Annotated in this window: 18 protein-coding genes; 3 read left to right on the top strand and 15 right to left on the bottom strand. The window is 36.6% G+C overall.

The features are described from left to right. Positions 1-8 precede the first annotated feature (8 nt). The 11 genes from tssE to AAFX60_017805 form a co-directional block, all read right to left on the bottom strand. The gene (gene tssE / locus AAFX60_017755; protein ID XDF79027.1) at positions 9-419 is read right to left on the bottom strand and encodes a type VI secretion system baseplate subunit TssE; all 411 of its coding nucleotides are present in this window, start codon (positions 417-419) and stop codon (positions 9-11) included. A 59-nt stretch (positions 420-478) separates the two neighbouring features. Then, positions 479-1,957, bottom strand: coding sequence for a type VI secretion system contractile sheath large subunit (gene tssC / locus AAFX60_017760; GenBank protein ID XDF79028.1), 1,479 nt, complete (start codon positions 1,955-1,957; stop codon positions 479-481). Between the two features lie 8 nt (positions 1,958-1,965). Continuing rightward, entirely contained in the window at positions 1,966-2,475 is a 510-nt protein-coding gene (tssB, locus tag AAFX60_017765) for a type VI secretion system contractile sheath small subunit (protein XDF79029.1), read from the bottom strand. A gap of 58 nt (positions 2,476-2,533) precedes the next feature. Continuing rightward, positions 2,534-4,093 carry a type VI secretion system protein TssA gene (tssA, locus tag AAFX60_017770; protein ID XDF79030.1) on the bottom strand — a complete coding sequence of 520 codons (1,560 nt, stop codon included), beginning with the start codon at positions 4,091-4,093 and terminating at the stop codon, positions 2,534-2,536. Between the two features lies 1 nt (position 4,094). After that, entirely contained in the window at positions 4,095-6,080 is a 1,986-nt protein-coding gene (locus AAFX60_017775; GenBank protein ID XDF79031.1) for a protein kinase, read from the bottom strand. A gap of 153 nt (positions 6,081-6,233) precedes the next feature. Then, a complete protein-coding gene (locus tag AAFX60_017780; GenBank protein XDF79032.1) occupies positions 6,234-7,175 on the bottom strand; it encodes a hypothetical protein in 942 nt (313 codons plus the stop codon). Beyond that, entirely contained in the window at positions 7,175-8,152 is a 978-nt protein-coding gene (locus AAFX60_017785; GenBank protein ID XDF79033.1) for a DUF2169 domain-containing protein, read from the bottom strand. The genes AAFX60_017780 and AAFX60_017785 overlap by 1 nt, the downstream gene beginning before the upstream one ends. Continuing rightward, complete coding sequence (locus tag AAFX60_017790; protein ID XDF79034.1) at positions 8,133-9,458, bottom strand: hypothetical protein; 1,326 nt, start codon at positions 9,456-9,458, stop codon at positions 8,133-8,135. Before AAFX60_017790 ends, AAFX60_017785 begins: the two co-directional genes overlap by 20 nt. A gap of 8 nt (positions 9,459-9,466) precedes the next feature. Beyond that, the gene (locus tag AAFX60_017795) at positions 9,467-9,961 is read right to left on the bottom strand and encodes a hypothetical protein (GenBank protein XDF79035.1); all 495 of its coding nucleotides are present in this window, start codon (positions 9,959-9,961) and stop codon (positions 9,467-9,469) included. Beyond that, positions 9,948-12,026, bottom strand: a complete 2,079-nt coding sequence (tssI, locus tag AAFX60_017800; GenBank protein XDF79036.1) for a type VI secretion system tip protein TssI/VgrG — start codon at positions 12,024-12,026, stop codon at positions 9,948-9,950. Before tssI ends, AAFX60_017795 begins: the two co-directional genes overlap by 14 nt. A gap of 68 nt (positions 12,027-12,094) precedes the next feature. Beyond that, on the bottom strand, positions 12,095-12,613 hold the full coding sequence (locus AAFX60_017805; protein XDF79037.1) for an Hcp family type VI secretion system effector: 519 nt from the start codon (positions 12,611-12,613) through the stop codon (positions 12,095-12,097). Positions 12,614-13,077: 464 nt separating this feature from the next. Between AAFX60_017805 and tssH the strand changes: the two genes are divergently transcribed. Genes tssH through AAFX60_017820 form a run of 3 tightly spaced genes read left to right on the top strand, consistent with a single transcriptional unit; the run spans position 13,078 to position 17,836 of the window. Then, positions 13,078-15,744, top strand: coding sequence for a type VI secretion system ATPase TssH (gene tssH / locus AAFX60_017810; protein XDF79038.1), 2,667 nt, complete (start codon positions 13,078-13,080; stop codon positions 15,742-15,744). Further along, the gene (locus tag AAFX60_017815) at positions 15,731-17,335 is read left to right on the top strand and encodes a sigma-54-dependent Fis family transcriptional regulator (GenBank protein XDF79039.1); all 1,605 of its coding nucleotides are present in this window, start codon (positions 15,731-15,733) and stop codon (positions 17,333-17,335) included. Before tssH ends, AAFX60_017815 begins: the two co-directional genes overlap by 14 nt. Further along, positions 17,336-17,836: a hypothetical protein gene (locus AAFX60_017820; GenBank protein XDF79040.1), complete on the top strand. Its 501-nt coding sequence runs from the start codon at positions 17,336-17,338 to the stop codon at positions 17,834-17,836. 65 nt (positions 17,837-17,901) lie between these two features. Here the strand turns inward: AAFX60_017820 and AAFX60_017825 are convergent, their stop codons facing one another. Genes AAFX60_017825 through AAFX60_017840 form a run of 4 tightly spaced genes read right to left on the bottom strand, consistent with a single transcriptional unit; the run spans position 17,902 to position 23,925 of the window. Continuing rightward, positions 17,902-22,644 carry an OmpA family protein gene (locus tag AAFX60_017825; GenBank protein ID XDF79041.1) on the bottom strand — a complete coding sequence of 1,581 codons (4,743 nt, stop codon included), beginning with the start codon at positions 22,642-22,644 and terminating at the stop codon, positions 17,902-17,904. Continuing rightward, positions 22,608-22,835 carry a hypothetical protein gene (locus AAFX60_017830; GenBank protein ID XDF79042.1) on the bottom strand — a complete coding sequence of 76 codons (228 nt, stop codon included), beginning with the start codon at positions 22,833-22,835 and terminating at the stop codon, positions 22,608-22,610. The genes AAFX60_017825 and AAFX60_017830 overlap by 37 nt, the downstream gene beginning before the upstream one ends. Beyond that, on the bottom strand, positions 22,835-23,578 hold the full coding sequence (locus tag AAFX60_017835; protein ID XDF79043.1) for a hypothetical protein: 744 nt from the start codon (positions 23,576-23,578) through the stop codon (positions 22,835-22,837). The genes AAFX60_017830 and AAFX60_017835 overlap by 1 nt, the downstream gene beginning before the upstream one ends. Further along, positions 23,542-23,925, bottom strand: coding sequence for a hypothetical protein (locus AAFX60_017840; protein ID XDF79044.1), 384 nt, complete (start codon positions 23,923-23,925; stop codon positions 23,542-23,544). Before AAFX60_017840 ends, AAFX60_017835 begins: the two co-directional genes overlap by 37 nt. Positions 23,926-23,927: the final 2 nt, after the last annotated feature.

A 23,927-nucleotide genomic window follows, 5' to 3' on the forward strand; every position in this document is an offset into this window, starting at 1 on the left:
AACTCCTACTACACATTAAATTGACCGTCGACGCCCATAAAGATATTAATCGCCATTGGGACTTTACCACCGTTATGAATCACTTCCCCACCGATCCCAAAGCCAAGTTGAAGTGGGTTATTGTTATCATGACGATAGTGAACCTCAACGTTACGCATTCTTGGTTCAAACTTTTCAATCGATGCTTTAATGTTCTGTTGAATATTACGAACTAAATTGGTGTTATTGGATAACACATCATTAAAATCAGGTAATCCGTAATCGTTATCTATCATCGCATTTCCAGCATGAGTATTAAGTAAATCAGCAAGGTGAAGATGAATAGATTCAATCAAATGTTTATGTGAAACGACTTTTTCGTAACAATTTTTAGGCTCACCTAATTCGATTCGCTCAAGTAATCGATAACCTTTTTCCATAGTTTCTTCTTAAAAAAATAAGCGATCAGAAATCTGATCGCTTATAAATGCACTGTAAATTAGTTTTGATCTAATTTTCCAACTAAAGATAAATCAAAACTTGCACCCATGTACTTAAAGTGTGGACGAACTGACATTGATACTTTGTACCAACCTGGATCGCCTTCAACTTCAGATACTTCGACTTTTGCAGCACGTAAAGGTCGGCGACCACGTACTTCTGCTGGTGGATTCTCTTGATCAGAAACGTATTGACGGATCCATTTGTTTAGCTCGATTTCTAAGTCAGAACGCTCTTTCCATGAACCAATCTGTTCACGTTGAAGTACTTTAATGTAATGTGCTAAACGGTTAATAATGAACATATAAGGTAATTGAATACCTAATTTGTAGTTCATTTCAGCTTGCTGACCTTCTGGCGTATTCGGGAATACTTTTGCTTTTTGTACCGAGTTTGCAGAGAAGAATGCTGCATTATCAGAACCTTTACGCATAGTAAGCGCAATAAAGCCCTCTTCTGCTAACTCGTATTCACGACGATCAGAAATTAAAATCTCTGTTGGGATCTTAGTTTCAATTTGTCCCATTGACTCGTAATTATATACTGGAAGATCAGATACTGTACCACCACTTTGTGGACCAATGATATTTGGACACCAACGATACTTAGCAAAAGATTCACTGATCTTAGATGCCATTGCGTAAGCTGAGTTACCCCATAAGTAGTTATCATGGCCATCTTTTACGTGTTCATTATAATCAAATGCTTTGATTGGATTATCTTCTACTGAGTAAGGAGTACGAAGCATCATACGTGAAGTACAAAGACCAACATAACGTGCATCTTCATGTTCACGGAACCCACGCCATTTCGTGTATTGTGGACCTTCAAATACTGACTTAAGATCTTTTAAATTTGGTAATTCTTCATAGCTATCTAGCCCAAAGAATTTAGCCGACGCTGATGTAATAAATGGGGCATGTGACATTGCACCAACATTAGCCATGTATTCCATTAGTTTAATATCAGGAGATGACGCTGACATTTGGAAATCACAGATAACCGCGCCAACAGGTTTACCACCAAATTGACCGTATTCACGAGTATAAATTTGCTTATAAAGGCCCGATTTAACAACTTCTGGAGCATCTTCAAAATCATCTAATACTTCGTCTTTCTTCGCTGAAATCAATTCAATCTGAATGTTTTCACGGAAGTCAGTATGATCGACCAAGTACTTTAGACCACGCCATGTTGATTCAATAGCTTGTACTTCTTTGTTATGCAAAATTGCATCAACTTGTTTTGATAGTTTCTGATCGATTTCAGAAATCATCAAATCAACTAGCGACTGATCAACTTTATCTGATGTATTTGTACTTAGTAACTCACCAATAAACGCTTCTACGCCGCGCTTAGCGACATCAAAACCTTCATCACTTGGTTTTAAACGAGTTTCATTAAGAATACTATCTAGTAATGAACCAGACTCAACGAGTGCTGCTTCTTGCTCTGGAGCTTGTGCTTCTGCTGTCATAATACCCTCTATTCAGCCTTAGCTTCTTCTTTAGCCGAACCAATATTTAGCTCTTCTAATAATTTTTGTCGTGCTTCTTCATCTTGAAGTACTGCTGCAATCTTTTTACGGAATGCAGGAACGTTACCTAATGGACCTTTTAAAGCAACTAACGCTTCACGTAATTCAAGTAGACCATTCAGCTCTGGTACACTTTTTGCGATAGCTTCTGGCGAAAAATCTTTCATGCTGTTAAACGTTAAATCAACGCCTAACTGTGCGCCTTCTTCATCGCTAAGTTTGTTATCGACATTCACTTTAACGTTCGGAGAATAACCTTCCATAACATCATTAAAGTTATCTTTATCGATATTAATAGGAGTACGGTCTTCAATTGGAGTCTCATCAGTACGAGCTGTAAAATCACCAACAACCATCATACTTAATGGTAGTTCAACGTCTTCTTGTACATCCCCTGTTGCAGGAACATAACGGATATTAATTCGCTCTTTAGGAGCAACCGAGCCATCGCGTGACATAATTCATCCTTATTTCTTTGATTATTTTGATACCAATGTTCTTAATAATTTAATTAATCTAGTTGGTATTATTAATTGATAGCCACTGTTGGTACTTTTCAGGCATGTGCTCTTTTATGGGATACATTTCTGATAAGACTTCGTTCACCAACAAGTCAAGCTGATTACATAAATGAGGTTCCCAATTGCTAAGATTTATTTCTTCCTTAATCGACCACATTTTTTCAATATATGGTAAACAAAGAGGTAATAAGCCAACAAAGCGGTACGCCTTAACTAATTTATAATGGAGCATCCATTGGCCTCGTCCTGATGGATCACTAGCCAAATTTTGAGCAATACGTGATACGTACTCCCCTAAATTTTCTAACGTTACTTCACCCTCAACTAAGCTATCGTCTTCTGTGTAGTCAACAGATACAGAAGCAACGGCTACGGGTACACTCGCTGTGTTCGAAGAAAGCCATTTCAATGTATCTTCATCAGCAAATGGTATTGAATTGGCAAAAGTTAATAATTCAATGCCCTCAAGTTGAGAAATAAAGTGCTGAGTCTCTTGTTTAACTGCTTCTGCTGCTTCGTGATGATCCAAATTAGTAAGCATTTGAAACATCAAATAGTGGCCAGTTAACCAAAATGGTGCATCGGTTAACGTTCTTTCTAAACGCTTAATCACCTCTGCTTCTGTTTCTTGTTTGGCTTTATCTCTATATTCGCTTAACTGATCTTGCGATACCGCAAGGCTTAGTGGTGTTTTTTTATCATTATCATGTGGAGGTAATTCATCCACTTCGCACCATGTACAGTTACGGTGTAATCGATAAGCTAATGGCGTTGATATATCAGAATGCAACATAAACTCAGCAACCTTTTTTAAGGTTCGTTTAGAAGCACTTGGAGAAGTAAAATCCGTATCAATATCTACTTCTTGATTAACTGTATTAACCGTTCTAGGAGCTTGAGTAACTGCTTGTACTGGTGTTTTAACTTCAGTAACCGTCGATGTTGTTTCTTCTACAAGTGGTTCAGGTTCACACACCGTATTTCTTGAAGTGTCTGTATTTGTTTCACCTGCACCAACAACTCGTTGTGATATTCCATTTAATACAGATGTGATCAAATAGAATTTAACTTCAGAATCTGGAAATACTTCATAATATTGATCGCTAATTTCATTAATTTTTTGCAAATATGAAGTAACATTCTCCCAATTAGTCGTCGAACTATCGAGTTTTGGAAGTGCTGTTTCTAATTGCGCAACAAACCATTCCATTGCACCATCACGAGCACGCTTTCTTTGTGGATATAAATCAGTGCCAAACAAAACTAAATTTTGCTTTAGCAGATTCAGTCCTTCCTCTAAACCTTCAAATCCATTGCGCTCAATTAATGCTCGAATCAAGTAGCAAATAGCTTTTAAATCTTTACTATAAGTGGTCAGTACTTCAATAGCATTTGTCTCTACCACTTTCCAATCGACGGTTTCACCAAACAAAGAACCAAACTTTTTAATTTCCAGTTCCATTAATTCATAACAAAACTCGTACTTTGATTCTTCACCAGTAGGCGAAGCTTCAGATATCGGTTTCAATAACAGTTCAACATTCAAACTTGTCATATTAGATAGTGACCTTTTTTTGATAAGCGTTTAATGCTTTTTCAATCGCTAACGCACCATCCGCTGGTGTGTCTTGTTGAAAACTTTTATCTAATGAGTCTTTAGCAATTTTTTTAAGTAAGTCAGATACTTCTTTAAAACGTGCAGGTGCAACACCATGAAGATCCTCTAACGCAGTCGTTAACTTGTCACTCTCAAAGACCATTTCACCTGTTACGGTACCAAATAAAACGTATTCACTGCGTTTGACAATCAATTCCGCTTTTTTAGAACTCAATTCAACGGTATCACCATACAATTTTATGGCTTCGTTAATCTCATCAATCGCTTTACTGTAAAAATGCGTTTTAGCATGTTCATCAACCGAACTAATAACTTGATTTAATACTTGTTTAGGTAAAACATAAGCATAGTAATATGAGTTTGCTTGGCTTTTAATCCAAGATTTACGCATATATTCCTCTACTCCTTTGCTGTCTCCTAACATCACATTTTTAGCTAGCGCTTCATCTTCTAGCATCGAAGAATAATTGTATTTTTGATGTTCTAATTTAAGATTATTTACGCTTGCCATTAATTTTGTTAATCGTCGATCTACAGATGATGATAAAACAACATTGCGATCCAGGTAATCACGCAAGATAATCATATCTTTATGAATCGAATCTAGTTCCGTAAATTGATTCACTTGGCTCAAACGCTCTTTTTTTAGCTCTTCTTGTTCTTGCCCATACCAAATACGTAACTGGCTGTTTTGAACATCAACCGCTTCACGATAGGGAGCTAGCGATACAACATCAGATGAGTTGTTATCTAATGCATTTTCAATTTCCCATGGGGGCTGAGATAAAAAAGTAGCAGCTTGAGCTGGTTTTATTCGAGATGACGTATCAGATAAAGAAACAGCATTATTATCAGCTACCGTAAAAGCAAAGCTTTTTAATAAAACAGTAAATGTAATCAAGCACAAACACGCAGCTAAGCTCGCTTCCAAATATTTGAATCGCCCTAAACGAAAAACATCATACTTACTACTTTTTCTCAGCACTAAATCTGCATTTCTTAACTGAGTAAACAAAGGCGCATTGTGACTTCCTTGCATTACATTGATATCAATGTGAGCAAGCGCTTGAGCAAATGAAATAGGTGTTAAGCCATGCGTTCTTGGCTTTGTCACAACTAAACGAAGTAAATTCCATACTGTTTTAGGAATTGTATGCGGACGCTTACGCTGCTGTAAGAGGGATTTCCAGTCGTTATTATCTGAATAGCCGTTAAATAAAGCACAAGCTAACAATGCCATTGAATAAACATCGTCTTGTGGCACCGCTTTTCCTGATTCTATATATTTAGGTGAAGCATACGAAAGACTAGCTTCGTTATATTCTTTTGAATCATTAATATATTGAGCAGCACCAAAATCAATCAGTTTAATACTGTCATCTTCACAAATAATTATATTAGATGGTTTGATATCTAAATGACAAATACCTTTAGTGTGAATGTATTCTAATGCTCCAGCTAATTGATAAATTAACCATGCAATGTGATCATGACGAAAACTTTTATATTTATGGCGAGTCAGCTTTTCAGCTACAGATTCCCCTTCGGCCCATTTATACATAAAATATGGGCGATCAAACTCATTACCTAGTTTAATGAAATCAATTATACTCGGGTGTTGAGCAACTTCTAAATGCGTCGCTTCTGCAACGAACATATCTTGAATATGTTCAGGTTGCTCTGAATTCAATACTTTACAACAGATCTGCTTTTCAGGTTCATCTTTCTTTGCTAAGCGGTATAACGTTGTTTTCTGATTATGGGACTCAATAGTTTCTAATACATCAAACTGTGAAAATAAGACATGCTCTAGCCTTGGCTTTAATTTATTCGCCAATGTTTGTTCATTCTTTTTTTTCTTTTCGATCGCTTTAACAACTAACTGATTAATAAAGTCGTTAGTTGATCCCTGCAATTCAGACACTGAATACTCTTTATAGCCACTTATTTAATTGGTACACAATATTAATAAGTATGGGTGTTATTTTTCAATGCTATAAAACAAAACGAACACTTTCTCTAGACATTTAGTTAAAGTGACTACGCAAATAGAAAAAATAACACCATGCTCTTCTTTTTATTTTTCTCTATTTAATATAAACAAAGAACGAGTATTATTTTGATCAAATAAAAAAGCAGTAGATAATACACCTACGGTGCTTAAATGGTTCATGGTTGCTAGTGTTGCAATACCTGAACCACCTCCAATCGTTCCCCAAAACTCATTAGTTAAAGTCACTTGTTGAGCATAAGGGATCACTTCGCTTCTTGCTCCAATAGCAAAACCATAATCTTCCGTATGTGCACGTTCATTTGTCATGTCGCTATAAATAGGCCCTAAATTATCATGATGTTTACTTGCCGCACGAATCAATCGAGCACAACCTCTTCTGTCACTCGAGTGCCAATCAAATTGTGAATACACGATTTTACTTTGTGGTATCAACTTTAGTGTATCAAGCACATTCCGTTTAGTTAACACCATGCCAGCACCTCCCTCACTAGGTAATACTCCCCATGGATTAGTCCCTGACATTGCATCTTTAGAAGAAATCAATGCTTCTTTTTTGTCATATAGACTATCAATAGCAATACACATGATTGCATCTGGTTCAGCTAAACTATTTAAGCATTCTTGTAAAAAAGCATTCCCGCTATTTTGACTGAATTTTATATTAGATAAATAATCTGAAAAGTCGCTCTCATCAATCCAATTACGCAAATCATGTTCTGAGATTTCTTGGGGAACCGATAATAATAATGGTAAGGGTTTTAATGATATATGTAGTCTATCTAATAGCGGTGTAATTAATACATTTAGTGTTTCTTGTACCTTAGCCATTAGACACGTCTGATCAACAAATTCTAAAGACGCTACAGTATATTTTTCATTGCCGTCTTCATAAGTTGCAAAACGATCAATATCGGCTCGGGCAATTGCAATGGCTAACTCTGTATTCATTCCTGTTGGAACAACAATATCAGAGTCTAAAATATATTGATGTTGATATATACTCATTAAGACAATTCCACTAGATATGATGACGTCAACAAATGCTCTCTATTTTGGCAAGGAAACGCCGCTGTATATGTCGCCTCAATACGTTTATTTTCAGTATCAATCCATAATGTATACATCGGCATATTTATTTTTTCTTCTTTGCCATTAAAGACCGCAACCGCTTGAAATTTTTCGCTTGGGATCCGAAAAGACAGTGCATCATTATGACAAAACCCACTCACCATTAATCGCTCACCACCTTGTAAATAGCCATTACATTGCTGATCTTGCGGTGCCGATTGATAAAAACGAGCATCAAAATCTAAAGGCCAAACTGGACGTCTTTCTTCAAACCATTTTTCATCAAACGTTCCAGCCCATTTAGCTCTGTCATGAAAAAATGGAGGCATAGGACCAAATCCTGCCACTTTTACTTTTTTACTGCTTGCTTGCCAATTTTGATCTGGATAAAAAATAGAAGGAACCTTTGCTTTTAAAAGTTCAGCATTAGTCTCTGCGGCACCACCACCAATTCTGTTTCGCTCATCGCCACCAATAGCATTTGAATAATCAATATCACGCTCAATAAATGGCTGCGTCGTAGATACTGTAATACTGCCACTATGATCAACCCAATGCCTCTCACCCACAACTTTAAGAGTTTTATCGATATGTTCATCGATCAATACACGACATAATTGACTATGTACTGGTTTCTTCGCGTAACTGCGAGCCTTCCCGTAAATTAATACATCTGTGTTTTTTTTATAAATAGGAAAGTCATGGTCAGCAACCATTGCAGAAAAGCCAGGTTCACCAAGATAAATTGGATCATCATTTAGCTCGAGATTATCGACTTCTTCGCTCCAACTACCATCTAAAAAAGTCCAAGCTCTTTTCATACTCAGAATCCAAACTTCATGACCTTCTGAATCACGTTGAAAACGCCCCTTTAGAGTAAATGGTGACTCAGAATCAATATCCCACAGTTGCATGCTTACCTCTTAAATTAAATCGCTCTCTCACTAATGGAATCGATTGAATATTATCAAAAAGGCCTTCCTGATCTTGTAAAGACAATTGAGGATGCCAATAAAAATGCACTCGGCTCATAATACATAGCTCTCGCCATAACCACTCACGTAAACTGGATGACAACTCAGAGCTTTTCATTGCTTTGATTGAAGCATCAAAGGTTAATTTCTGCCCCATTCGAAACGGAACTGGTTTAACAACCTCAATTTGTTCTTGCCATTCAACAATTTCATGCAATGCATCTTGCCATTCAATGGTATTACCTAATTTTGAAGGTAAAAATGGAAACTCTTCTCCATAAACAAGAAATAAACCTTCACACCAAAGCTGCGCATCCACTTCATCTAATTGCATAAGATGCTCGATAATCAACGGCACTAGTTCAGTATCCCCACTTAAAATAAAATGGATAACCGCTTGTTCTTTTTCTATATCAAATAGTGAAAATTCTTTAAGCGTTAATAGCTTTGAATACGTATTTGCTGTTTCTGATGAGATTGTATCAACGGAATATTGTTGCCTAAACCACGTTGCTCTATCTTCTTTTAATATCAAGTTTTCAAATAATAAATCATCAACATTCGTTAATTCTTGAAGCCATTCAATACTACTACCTACATTCATCAAAGCTAAATAAGAATGAAGCATCTTTTCTGGTAATTTTTTATCTTCAAGCCAATGCTTAATTAATGAAACACTAACACTTTGATTTATTACTAAACAACGATAATAAAGCTCTCGCTTACTCGCGCCACCTTCAATAAAGCGAGCTAATAATTTATGAATATGATTAGAATTCGAACGAAGAATTAGAGACATTGCTAACTCAGGATCTAGCTGATCAATAATACCGATCCCTAACAGAGCTAGCTCATCATTTTCATGTTGACTCTCGATATTCTTACTTAAGCACAACCATGCTAAAACTTCCGGATACTCACTATAAACAACATAAACAAAGCCACGGTGAATACGCAATAATGCAATAAATACTTTTTCAATTCCACTAAGTTGAGTGTCTAAAAGTGTAAGATAATCAATCTCTTTAGCTGGATATCCATTTTGATGAAAACGATATTGTTGTTTAATATAAAACGATGCAGTCTCTGCAGCTAAAATGGCTTTTGTATAAAGAAAATTAACCATATTTTCGGAAAAAGAACTCAATTGCTCTTGCGCTAATGCGATATCAGCCATTGCTTGCTGTTTATCTGCATCTGTCAGAGTTTTTTTTACATCATCAACTAAATAGCGGTATCGATTCATATATCATCCTAATTAACTGCAATGGTAGAACCTTGAATTTTTTGCGCTTTTTCTGCTTGTGAAGTAATGTATTTCGCTTGAGTTGTCACTCTTCCATCACGACCGCTATATTTGGTTTGCGTCGCACCACTTCTTACTATCAATTCATTTTCAGCTTCAATAATCAATGATTTTGCTCTTAATATGACAGGCTGATCATCATCGAGTAACGAGAAAAAGATATCAGTTAAAACAGGCAATGTAATATCACCATTTAAAAACTCAATACGACAAGTTAAGCCACTTTCAATAGCGAATTCCAATTCCGATTTACGAAATAAACGACCAATTTTAGCCAAAGCAGTGCTGCCCGTAGCTAAACCATCAAACTCAACGTAAATACGGTCAGACATTGTTGGATGTAAAGATATCACTTTCCCAAAACGAGGAACGCAAGCTAATGATTCAGCTTGCGAATTTTCGTCTATGGTACCAGTAACTTCTATTGAATTAGTTAACTGCAACCTTACCACCTTTCACTGTTACGGTACTTGAACCTTCAATAGTAATCGCATTACCTGCTAATTTAATAGTGCCGTCACTGCTCATGACTAAAGAAGAACTTCCTGTTTGCAATACAATTTTACTGCCACTAATAATTTGCGTTGCGCCATCAGTCTTATAAGATGTATTTCCTTGGACAGAAACCGTTAAATTTCCTCCAACGGTTTGATTATCATCGGCAGAAATATCACTATTACGAGATGCCCCAACCGACAAATTACTATTTTCTGTTACGCTCAAGTCATCATTTTTACCAATACTTGTTGTACGGTTGTCACCAATATCTAATGTTGAATTATTGGTTACTGATTGCGTTTCATTTGCATTGTATTTAACCGTTACATCTTGTTCGACCGTTTCAGTAAACGTACTATTAACCGTTGTTGTTTTATGTCCTTCAATCGTTTCTTTGTGATCGCCTTTCACTTCATTGGTTTGATGACGTTCGACAATTAAAAACTCATCTTGACCAATAGTTCTATAGCGATTATTCAAGACTTTGGTCGACATGTCTTTTTGTGCGTGAATATAAACTTCTTCTTGGTTAGCTTCATCTTCAAAGCTTAACTCGTTATACCCTGTTCCTTTATGAGTTTGAGTTCTAAAGGTTGTGCGTGTTTTATTTTCAGGTAAAGAATATGGCGGGTAATGAAGCCCGTTATATACCGCACCTGTAACTAATGGACGGTCAGGATCCCCCTCTAAAAAAGCAACGACTACTTCATGACCAATTCTTGGTAAATATACAGCGCCCCATGTCGGAGCTGCCATTGACTGACTAACACGGATCCAACAACTTGAATGCTCATCACTTTGGCCATAACGATCCCAATGAAATTGCACTTTGATACGCCCAAGCTTATCAGTATAAATTTCTTCACCAGCTGGGCCAACAACAACAGCGGTTTGCGGGCCATCAACAACAGGAGCTGCAATCTTAGGTGCCTTAAATTCAATATCACGCGGTAAACAACTAAACTGATTTTGATATGTGGTTGGCATTTCATTGGCTTCATCTTCATGAACTTGAGGATCATAACCACTGTGCGTTACCGTCAAAATTGTATAATCTCGATTAAGCCCTCTTCTTGGGTGTTTATCTAAAATAAAACTGTACCCCGGAATTAATCGCATTACATTACTTGCAGCTTCAATCTGATAATTATCAACAATACTTTCAGCCATCAGCTCATCAGCACGAACCAAACCTTGAGACGGCTCGATATAACGTCCAGGATAATCAAAAAAAGCTAAGTCAGTATCAATTAGGCCCGAGCTTTCCATTTTTTGAGGAATTCGTGGCTGTTCATAATTATAATCAGTATGAGTTACATGGCCGGTACGTACTCGATTAATTGATTCTAAATCAAAGATATGTTCTCTATCCGCATTGCCACCACCATCAGCTTGGTAGATAACAGGGCCAACATATGAAGAATTTAACGGAGTATTTTCCAACTCTGCAATAGCGTCATTTTTATCAACAATAACCATTGTGTGATTAGCTGCTGTATGTTCAAAGTAGTACCATAGGCCGTGCTCAGCCAACAAACGCTGTACAAAATGACTATCACTTTCTCGATATTGTAAAACGTATTCTTTTGTCTGATATAAAGCCGAAATATCAAATCGATAATCAGTTACTGCTGCACCATCTAATACTTCAGTAACAATATCAACCACTGATTTTTCTTGGAAAATACGACAATCTTGACGTTGCGTTAAAAACCACAACTGCGGTACTAACGTAATTTGATAACGTGAAAAACGACGTCCTTCACCTAAATAACGAACTTCATTCACGACACCATGAAACTGACGTGCAGTTCCAACACCTTGACCAAATATACTTAATAATGCAGGTTTTCTGATCAATTCATCAAACGTAATATCTGCATCAAGTGAAAGTAATGATAAGCTGACATGAAACGGTTTAGACAGCTCCTCAACTACATTAAAGCTCTCGACACGAAATTCGTGTTCTGTGCCAAGAACTTCAAACTTAAATTCTATATCGCTAACCATATCTTTTACCTGATACTAATATGCAAAATAGGGCCAACAATGTGCCCCTTGTATTAATTACGAAACGATTACGCTTCGCGTGGTGTACGCCAGTCGTCGTTACCCGCAGTACCACATGTTTCATGAGTCACTTCAATTGCACGGTAAGTAAACTTAAGCACTTCTTCAGTTACGCGATCAGCCATTGCAGCATCTTGACAGTGAGCCATGCGAGTTTGCATATCAACTAGTAGTGCATCAATCAGTTTAATTGTGTAGTAATGCTCTTGCTTACCTGAAGTCGACGTACGGTAGAAGTTGATGCTACATTCAGGCAGTTTTTCACCAGATACAAGAGCATTGAATAGTAATGGAGAACAACGGTCTTGTTGTTTAGTTACAACTACAGGACGGTGTACACGTTGACCAGTTGGTTGACCACTTTGAGGATCACGTGGAACAGTTAAAACATGGTCAAGTTCTTGAACAAGGAATTCATCAACGTGTGCTTCTTGCCATACGTTACCAACTGAATCTGCTGAATAAGCATCTTTAGTAATATCGCCTTGAGTTTCACCTTTAATTGACATATATGCTGGAGTTGGCATGCTATTATCCTTTCATTAATAATTATTTAAATTTGTTTAAGTTTACCAAATCGTTTATCACTACGATTGTAATTGAGATATTGCAACTGGCATGCCAATTTTTAAACCCTTTAAATTCAAAAAGTTACAAACCTCAATCTATTTACGCCCAATTTATTGAAACAATTTATTGTTTATTTTTCCAATAAATTGGATAGAAGAAAACATTCTATCTTCAAATAAACATAATGATAGGTGATATAAATATCAAATAAGAAAAAAGTCATAATGACATGTATTTTAGTTATTATAACTACAATAAAAATCACAATAACTACACTGTATAAATAATAACGTTAATAATAGATTTAATTATCTATATTTCATCTAAAACTAGGCCTTATAAATAGGCTTTCAAAAAAAGTTTATTTTATATTTAGTATAATCAGCCAAATTTTTACTCTGGCTAATGATTGAAACTAACTATGATAAATATAAATCTCTCTTCTTTAATACAACGTCTACACCCTATTACAAAGGTAGCTCTTGAAGATGCAGCTGCATTAGCTGTTTCTGAACGTGCATCTGAAGTACAAATCGAACACTTTTTATTAAGCTTGCTTGAACGCCCAAATAGCGATTTTGACCAACTACTCGCTCATTTTGAATGTTCTGAAAATTTATTGCGCCAAGCAATCAAATCAACGCTAGAAAACAGTCATAAAAGCAATGGTGGCAAACCAGTATTTTCAGCAATGCTAATTGAATGGTTACAAGAAGCATGGTTAGTTTCATCACTTGACTTATCAGAAACTCAAATTCGCTCTGGTGCATTACTGCTTACATTAATTAGCAATCCATTAAGATATGGTCAACATGGTTACTCTTCTCTGTTGGAGAACATCAATCCAGAAACTCTGAAACGTAACTTTGCTGAATTAACATCACGTTCAATTGAATCTCAAGTCGCTACATCAGAACAAACTCATGCTCGCGAAGATGGCTCAGCATTAAGTAAATTCACGACAGACTTTACAGGCAAAGCACGTAAAGGGGAAATTGACCCTGTATTCTGTCGTGACCAAGAAATTCGACAAATCATTGATATCCTAGCGCGTCGACGTAAAAACAACCCTATCGCGGTTGGTGAACCAGGCGTTGGTAAAACAGCCGTAGTTGAAGGTTTAGCACTTAAAATTGTTCAAGGCGAAGTTCCTGATTGCTTAAAAGGTGTTGAGCTTTACGGTTTAGACATGGGATTACTTCAAGCAGGCGCAAGTGTAAAAGGTGAATTTGAAAAACGTCTAAACGCTGTGCTAGACGAAGTTAAGAATTCTCCAACCCCAATTATTCTCTTTATTGATGAAGCGCATACGCTTGTTGGTGGCGGTAATCAAGCTGGTGGTAGTGATGCCGCTAACTTATTAAAACCTGCGCTTGCTCGCGGTGAAGTAAAAACCATTGCAGCAACAACTTGGTCAGAGTATAAAAAATATTTTGAAAAAGACCCTGCTTTAGCACGTCGATTCCAATTAGTTAAACTGGATGAGCCATCAACTGAACAAGCAGCTTTAATCATTCGTGGCCTGCGCGCTGTTTATGAAAAATCGCACAATGTTTATGTTCGTGATGATGCAATAACTGCTGCAGCAACCCTATCGGACCGTTATATTTCTGGTCGCCAACTACCAGATAAAGCCATTGATGTATTAGATACAGCATGTGCTCGTGTAAACATCAGTTTAAACGCCATTCCAGCACCAATCGAAACTTTACAACAAGAAATTGCAGCTCTAGAGCGTGAACTTGACGCATTAGAACGAGATCAGTTACAGCAAACAGGTGATCGCCATGCCCTTGCTGCAATTCCTGAATTAAAAGCTCGTATGGATGAAGCGCTGGAAGAACAATCAATACTTCAACATCAGTGGAAAAAAGAGCAAGCTCTAATTAATGAAATGATTGAGCTACGTGCACACTTGCATGACCTAACATTAGGTACACCTTCTACTGAAGAAGTTGATGATGAAAATAACCAAGACAAACCTGCATGCTCTCAGTTTACAGAAGAAGAAACGCGTCAAGCAATTCATACTTGTAACGAACAACTAGAGGCTGCTCGTGGTAATAGCCCTCTTGTTCACTTCGAGGTAGGTCCTGATGAAATCAGTCATGTTATTTCAGATTGGACAGGCATTCCTATGGGCAAAATGCTACAAGATGAAGCAGAAACAACGTTAAATCTAGTATCGTCATTAACTGAAAGCATCAAAGGTCAACCTTATGCTATTGAAGCTTTAGCTGAAGGATTACAAACAGCGAAAGCTGGATTGGTTAATCCAGATGCGCCAACCGGTGTATTCTTACTTGTTGGCCCAAGTGGTGTTGGTAAAACTGAAACCGCACGAGCAATTGCAGATCAAATGTTTGGTGGCGAACGCTTCATGACGACCATTAACATGTCAGAATTCCAAGAAAAACATACGGTTTCACGTTTAATTGGTTCACCTCCAGGTTATGTAGGTTATGGCGAAGGTGGCATGTTAACGGAAGCTGTGCGTCAACGTCCTTATTCTGTTGTTCTACTGGATGAAGTTGAAAAAGCAGATCCAGAAGTATTGAATTTATTCTACCAAGTATTCGATAAAGGCACATTAAATGACGGTGAAGGTCGAACTATCGACTTTAAGAACACCTTAATCATTATGACAAGTAACCTTGCAACTCATGAAATTGAATCTTTAGTACAACAATCGAAAGATATCGATGCAAATATTGTTGCAGAGGCCATTCGCCCGACGTTAAACAACCACTTTAAGCCAGCGTTATTAGCTCGTATGAACGTATTACCGTTCTTACCTCTAAATGATGAAGCAATGACTGATATCATCATTCATAAGCTTAATAAAGTATCTAAACGCTTAGAGAAGCACCATAAGTTAACCTTAAGCTATAACGATGAGCTAGTGTCATTCATTCTTGCTAATTGTCGCCTTGCGGAAACTGGTGCTCGTAATATTGATGCTGTAATTAACCGTCAGCTATTACCTCAACTTTCAACTCAATTATTAGCACACGATAAAGATGATACACATACTCAAATCGTGATTTCAATTGATGAGCAAGGAACACTAGGTTATGTCTTTAGCTAAGTCAGACAGCCTAAATAATGCTCTACTTGCGATCAGCCAATCTTTGGCTGATCGCAGCCAATTAGCGTTGACACTCGACGCTATTTTGGCCGCAGCTCGTCAATTGACGTTTGCAGATCATGGTATTATTTATGTATTAGATCAAACAGGGCAAGCTTTACTTCCAAGTGTTGTACATCATAATGAACATATTTTGGCAGACCATCCATGGCAACCGCTTACCCTAGAGAGTATTGATGAAACAGACCCGTTTAGTTTTGCAATTCAAAACGGCGAAGTGGTTCTTATCAATGATCTTTACCAATATAACGGCTACCAATGTGATGAAATTTACCAAAATGAATCTATTTTAAATCGTAAGAGTAAAAATCTTCTTGCATGGCCACTGATTGATAATGAAAAAAATACCGTTGGCTTATTAGTATTATTTGATCTAAATGTGATTAATGATGAAGCAAGCTTAACCTGCTTTTGTCAAATGGCTGCCACCAATATTCGCCAAGCAGTATGGCTTGAAAAATATGGTTACATGATTAAAGAGCTATCTGAAGATAATGCAAGTTTAACTCGTGAAAATAATCAATTAAAACAACGTAAACAAAGCAAATATAATGGGCCAATTGCCGAAAGTGAAGTAATGATAAATGCTTTAGCACGTTTAAATAAAGTGCTACTACTTCCTGTCGACGTCCTTATCCGCGGAGAAACAGGAGTTGGTAAAGAAGTTATAGCTAAATATATTCATGAGAACTCTAATCGATCTAAACAGGCTTTAATTGTTCAGAACTGTGCAGCGATTCCAGAGCAACTACTAGAATCTGAACTATTTGGACATAAAAAAGGGGCGTTTACCGGTGCTGATAAAGATAAAATAGGATTATTTGAAGCGGCTGATGGCGGCACACTTTTCTTAGATGAAATTGGCGATATGCCTCTTTTATTACAAGCTAAATTATTACGTGTTTTACAAGAACGTAAATTCAGACCTATTGGCAGTAATAAAGAAATTTCAGTTGATGTTCGAGTGTTAGCAGCAACGCATGCAAATTTACTGAGTAAAATCAAAAAAAATGAATTTAGAGCGGATTTATTCTACCGTTTAAATGTATTTCCGATTACTATTCCGCCACTAAGGGAAAGACAAGAAGATATTATTCCTTTATCCGAGCATTTCATTAAATTAATTAGTGAAAGCATGAATATAGAACCACCAGTACTCAATCAACAAGTTCGTAAGCACCTACTTGAATATTCATATCCAGGTAATGTGCGTGAATTAAAAAATATAGTCGAACGTTCCGTCTTTTTATCGGATTTTGAAACCATTTCCTCTATTGAATTTGGAGAAAATGAAATAATTCAAGATACCGAAATAAAACCTGAGATAAACACGAATATCAATGAAAACAGTTTACCAGAAATGAGTTCATTGAAGAACATTGTCGGCAACTACGAAAAAAACGTATTAATTGATTGTTTAAATGCCTGTAATTGGCAAACAAAACGCGTGGCTGAGCATCTTGCTTTACCATTAAGTACCCTTAACCACAAAATGAAAAAACATAATATTTCATCTGAACAGATACTTTAAATGAAACCATACTTACTATTATTACCAGCAGCGCTTATTGTTACTGGTTGTTCCAATCAAACATCAGTTCCTGACCCATTGGCTCCTTATAAAAATGTGCACATTATAGGAAACAAAAAACAAAGTATTGGTTCATTTAACTACTTATCTAAAGATGTCGATGGGCATACAGATAAACAAGTGATTGTTTATTTTAACGAGATCCCTTTCACTAGCACGTTCAATTTATGTGCAGATAAAGGTGTCTATATTGCTAACTGCAAAAGTACAGTAAGTATATTCCCAAGTAAAAACAAAGGTGTTATTTTCAACTACGATTTAAATTTTTATAATGGTAGCTACCCCGCAAGAGTTGGCAGTATGAATATACTACTACCAAGTACAACCACTCGTAAAATGGATAACCTAACCCAATACACGTCGGCAAAATTCAGTGAAGAGCAATTCTTAGAAAGTGAAACACTAGAAGAAGCTACATTTATTTTGATGCCGTCATCTTAATTCATGTAATTCACTCTTTTTCTATCGACAAAAAAACCGCCCGAAGGCGGTTTTTTATTAAGAAATCAACTTATACCTTGTTCAGATGGTGCAGATCGAGTTTCAGTTTTATCTTTTATCCAACCTTTCAACCATTTTTTCTGTTCTTCTTTACCTTTTTTCTGCAAAGATTCCCATTTTGTTTGAGCCGATATATTGACCTTATCTAATTTATTTCCTACTTGAGTCCAAGGTAAATTCCCCTCATAAAAACTCTTACTTTCTGGTAATGCTATTGATAATGGAGAACCTGATAAATATTTACTTTCAACCTTATCAATACCTTCTTGGTATAAGCCAAAAAGACGTAATTCAGAAGAATAAATTTCACCGGTGTCATCATCTAGTATCGGTCCAAACGGTCTTAATCCTTTTACCTTTTTGCCTGTTGGGGATATATAGTCTAAATCGAATTTCATGATATAAACTTTTCTAGTTCGCGTCCCTACATGCAGCATTGATTGTGGCGCACCTTTAACTCTTTCAAACACTTGAGAAGCAAAATTTACAAAGGATTGCTTCTCTTCAGTTTGAGCATCAAATTCAACATAATTAGAGTCTATATCTTTATAGGTATTGCCTTTCGAATATTTCACTATATTTTCAAGCTCATAATTAATGTCCATAACATGGAAAACAGAACTAAAATAACTTGGCCCTTTTCCCTTTGAGTCAGCCTTTCCAATAATTGAATCCTGTTCCTCAATACTTAACTTTAGCTGCATAGTGATTTTATCAAGATTGAAACCAATACTCTTATAATCTTCACTATTATCTTTATCTGCTAATAAAGCCACATAAATCGATGCTGATTGCTCTTTACCCCAATTAAATTGTTGCGAATTTATTGGTTTTTGCTTATCAAACCACTCAAATTTATTTCCTATATTTAGTGCAGCAAGCGGGGTGACATGCCCTTCTATATATGGTTTTTTACCAGCACCTTTAGTACTTTCATTCGCTTTAACAAAGCTTTCAACGAGCAAATCAGCTTCATTAATTACCGCACTTTGATTACCTAATCCATCAAAGAGATATAACGGTTTAGTTGATGTATCAACACTCCCATCACTATGACATTGAAGCCCATAGGTATTATTATCATCAATGCCATACTTCATGTGTGAAGCAATATTTTTCATTTGCTTGATTTCAGAAAGCGTTTGTCCCATCGAACCGATAGTTTTCATCTCAATACCTTTTGAACTAGGTATTTCAATTGAGGTATCGAGTATCAATAAATTATTATTAAGCTTAAAGAAATATGACAGCGCTTTATATTTATCGTCTTTTTTCCATGAATCAAAGCTTTCCCACTGCGAATAACCAGAAAACAAAGGCTTAAGACCGGGAATTTCATACTCACCGAACCAATAAGTGGGTTCAAACTCAACAGCAGTTAACGTTTGTGTTCCTTCTTTATCCGCAACATAGTTATCACCTAATTGTTGTGTGTAATATGAAATCAGCTCATTATCTGAAGTCCCACACACAGTTAAATCAGACACTTCTTTTGCCGATAACAAAACTTGATATTGAGGGCCATTAACATCAAGCCAACCGCGATCACAACCATAACTTAATGTTGCTTTAAAGAACTTCTTCGCATCTTCTGAAGCGTTTTTAGTTAATACGACTTGTAATTTAACACGAGTAAATGGTGTGATACGGTTCGTTTTACCTTCTTCTTTCCACTTTGAATAAGGAGTCCATGATTTGTCATCATCTCGGTCTTTAAGTACCAATAAACGACTAAAACCAATATCATCAGATTTCACGTCTTGAGCTTTATTGTCAAACAACTTAGCAAAATCCACAAAACCACTCTCTTTATCATCCATATACAAACTGGTCTGCACTGGAAATCCAGTCGTAAACTTACCTTGAATTTTAGCTCGCTTAGCCAAATGTTTTGTTCGTGAATATTCTGAATGGTAAGAATATTCATTCACTTGTTGCCCATAAAAATAATTAGCGCCCGACGATGACTTACTGACGTTATCATTTCTCACTTGGTTCAACCAATTCTGAGCCATGGTGTTATAAGAAGATAAAGGTGCTTCCCAATTATCATTAAGAATATACGTCTCTATATAGTCTTGAACTCGATCGCTTGTGAGTTCTTTTTTATAGTCACTATTTGAACTGCTACCTAATGAAATTCTGGCAAGTAATTCAATTAAACCATTTAATGCTAATGCTCGAAGCAAGAAGCGTTTTTGTAACTCACGAGATGTTTTTTGTGCCTTTAAAAATTCAACTATTTTATTTTTATCAGTATATCTTTTACTTACAATGTCTTCTTGCAAGCCGCGATACAGCTGCAATACCTCAATGTGAATCTTACCTAGCTGATTTAACTCATTAATATTCTTATATTTAGCTTTAAAATCCTTGTAAGCCCCTTCAGTTAACATTGAATCTAAAAAGCTTAATCCGCTATCAGCAATACTGGCTCCTTCTTTTATCAATAGAACCCCAGCTGCAACTGGAGCAATAGGTGTTAACATTGCTACACCCATTAAAGAATTGAATACCGCTGATACTTGCTCTTTTTGATTATTATCTAATCCTAAATCAAAAGCTTGCTTGGCTTGACGAATTTTTTCTAAATCAATCATACCAGTCCGACTCGGCGGCAAAGCTAACGAATAAAGAGGTGGCAATAAACTGATTTCAACACGTCTATCAATAGCTAATGCTGAGTCATCCCCTGTTTCACTCATATCTACTTTGGCATTGTCAGCACTCATAGGTTGAGTGTTGCCATGTGACAAAGTAATAATACGTTCAGATAATGTTTTATCATCGGCTTTAATTATTATCGCGTTTTTAATTTCATCAGCACGATTAAATGCAACGAGGTTATTTGCCTTATTACTGCCTATTCGTCCAGCATGACCTTCAATTTGAATTCGATAATCTGGATGTGCTTTTAATAATTCAGCAATTCTTTCACAAACCATATCAATATCACTTCGTAATGTCGTACCGGTATTCGGTAGTTCCCACGAATTGAACTTAAAATTGATATGAATAATTACTTGCGAATTTTTTGACACAATACGAGCTATTTGCTCTTTGCCTTTATTATTCAGAATCGATGTTGCATCAAGAAGTTGTTGGGCCCAATCAGCCTCGGCTTTTACCATCACAATTTTTTGCAAATAGTCTGTAGCGGCACTATCAAAGTTATCTTGTTCTTTGGCCGACTGTTTCTCCAACTTACCTTGTTTATCTACCAGTTGATAAAAATCATACATACTGCCAATACTATCTACAATAGGTAAGCCTTTAGCCAGTTTTGTATAAGCTCTTCCTTCAAACCAGCTTGCAGCAAGGTTTCGAGTACTAACAGATGCTCCTTGGTTTTGAAAGTTTTCTTTCATTTCTTTTAGCGCATTCTGCATAAACGGTTTATTAATAACACTTTTACGAACCATTCTTTCTATAGTTTGCGTGGTTGTTAAATTAAATCGTTGTACTCTTTCAGTTACCTTAACCGCTTTTGTAAACGCATTACGAGCCTCTTTAACTGATTGCAGCCCAAATAAAAAACTCGCTCCTGCAGTAAGTGGCTCAGGTAAAACACCCTCAACGGTTAATTTACCCCAAATATTTTTTGCCACACTGGTCGCAATTTGCTGGCTAGATAAATCACCAAACACACCAATGCCTTTTGTCGCAAAACCTTGAGCGTAAGATTGCGCTGTCTTTTGCACTGCGGATGCAACACCAAGCGTGGCTATACCAGTGCCTTTTAACGCCACTGTATTTCCTTGCTGTGTCATAAAATCAGAATAGCTAGGTAATGCCGTTGGGTATTGATAAATTAAACACTCTTCAAGAGAGATCAAATCACCACACACCATAGCCAACTTACCAAAACCGCTTATTGGTTTAAAAGTGACTTTTTCATGCAGTTCATAAGTATAAACGTCTTGTACCGTTTTGCTGTCAGGATGCTCAATACTAGCTTCAAATTTTAGTTGCCCTTGCTTTACTGAATCAGGAAAAGTAACTTCTATACCTTCATCTAAAATTGCTTTCTGTCGCTCTAAATATTCTTCGACCCAAAAACGCGTACGAAGCAGAAAATAACCATCATCAATCAATTTAGGATCAAAATTAAACACGACACTAGGTGTTATTTTCTTATAATCTTCTGGGTTACTTGTTTTATCATCACTTGGATCAGGTTTAGTGACAAAACTCGTGGCCAAGACTTTTTCTACTTCACCTGAATTGTCTTGTTTTGATTTCACTTTAATAAGAGAAACTTCTGCTCCCACATACAAATCACTGCTGAACACCACCCCAAGCGAGTGAAAAACAGGAGTAATGATGCCTTGAATCTCTTTTACTTCACTCGCTATAATTTTGTCATACCAAGCATTGTAATCATTCTGTTGATCTGTCAGCGGTTTACCGGGTTCTTTTTCATAAGGTTCAGCTAACTGGCTAACTTTGATTTTACTGATAGTAAATTCAATTAATTTGGAATATTTTTCTTCAACTTTTAATTTATTGGAATAAATATCTTTTAGTGAATCGTTTAACGCTTTAACACTGGTGTGTGTTTCAGCCAGTTGTCCAATCACATTCAATGGCGGAAACATTAATGAATATGGTTTATCTAAATTTAATTCACTAACAGTTAATGGCTGCTTATGACGCAAAAAGGTTTGTTTTTTTGCTACGGCTTCAGGTGCTGTATTCTCATCAAAATAACCTAGCTGACACAATAAACCGTCTTTGTTCGTGCCCATAATACAGGGCTTTCAGTATCATCAACCAAAACAGGTGTGAAAGGAATTGGGCGTATATTGTGTAAATCATCCTCAGTTAAATCAGATGATTGATGCCAAGTTCTAAATTCTTTTTTCCGTCCGTTATCATGCAGATCAAAATATGCTCCTAACAGATAAACACTATGGTCATAAGTTTTTAAAGCAGACATTAGTTATTCCCCTTAAACCACAGACCATTGTTCGCTAATCCATTATATAAAATTGCATCTCCTGATAGCGCACCGTAATAGAATGCGCGCCATGACCACACACGGTCTCCAACACGATCAACAATTCTAACTTTAGCAAAGCTATCTAGTGCACTAAAATGAGCGTCTTTCCCTAAAATTTGAGCAGGCGTATAGTCTGTTGTCATCTGCTTTACAGTTCCTTTTTCTATATCAAAAAAGAATCCAAAAGAAGGGTTAGATCCCCATGCATAACGACCTTCAGGATCAATTGAAGTTACATCTAATGAACGTTCATCCATTGACAGTGAACGATCGACACCAATCCAGTTGAGCTCGTCATTGGTATTCGCATTTTCAACCAAAACGCCAAAATCTAAAACAGTCGTTCGCTTTCCACCAAAGTTCACTGCTGTGGTTCTTACATCGAAATCAACCTCACTAATCTCACCCGTCTCAGAATCCCAACGAGAATAACGATTACGATATCTTTCATGATACAAATAGCGACTGTCTTCAGACCAAAGCATATCAAGTGGCGAAGTCGTATTCTGTATAACTGTCACCTTACCCGTTTTTAAATCATACACACCTTTCTGACCACCTGAACCTGCCCAAGCAACGTAACGATTATTTGGTGAACGAGCTAAATTACGAATAGATGCAAAACCAATGGTGGCATCCGTCACTAAACGTAAATCAGTACCATCGTTTTCATGCTCCAAATTTTAAGCCCGCTCTCATATTCATCTTTTGAGCTTGAGTTAGCCCACGCAAATTGAAAACGCGGTAAATCGTATGAGCTGGCATCATTAAGGTCTTCTTTTGGCCACTCTTTGGCTTTTTCAATAAAGTAACGTGGGAAATCTTGATACATTACTTTTAAATCTTTTTTTGTTGTGAATTGAATATCACCACTGCTTTCCATTGTGTAATAGTTATTCTCACCCACATAAGTACGATCTGGGTGTTGCTCTGCTCTTAATTGAGCTGCTTCTGCTGCCACACTTTCAGGGTCATTACACCCCATTAGAGTGATACTAAATAGTGCAAGTAATAGTATTTTTTTCATTG

This window comes from Aliivibrio fischeri, from assembly GCA_038993745.2.
Lineage (GTDB): Bacteria > Pseudomonadota > Gammaproteobacteria > Enterobacterales > Vibrionaceae > Aliivibrio > Aliivibrio fischeri_B.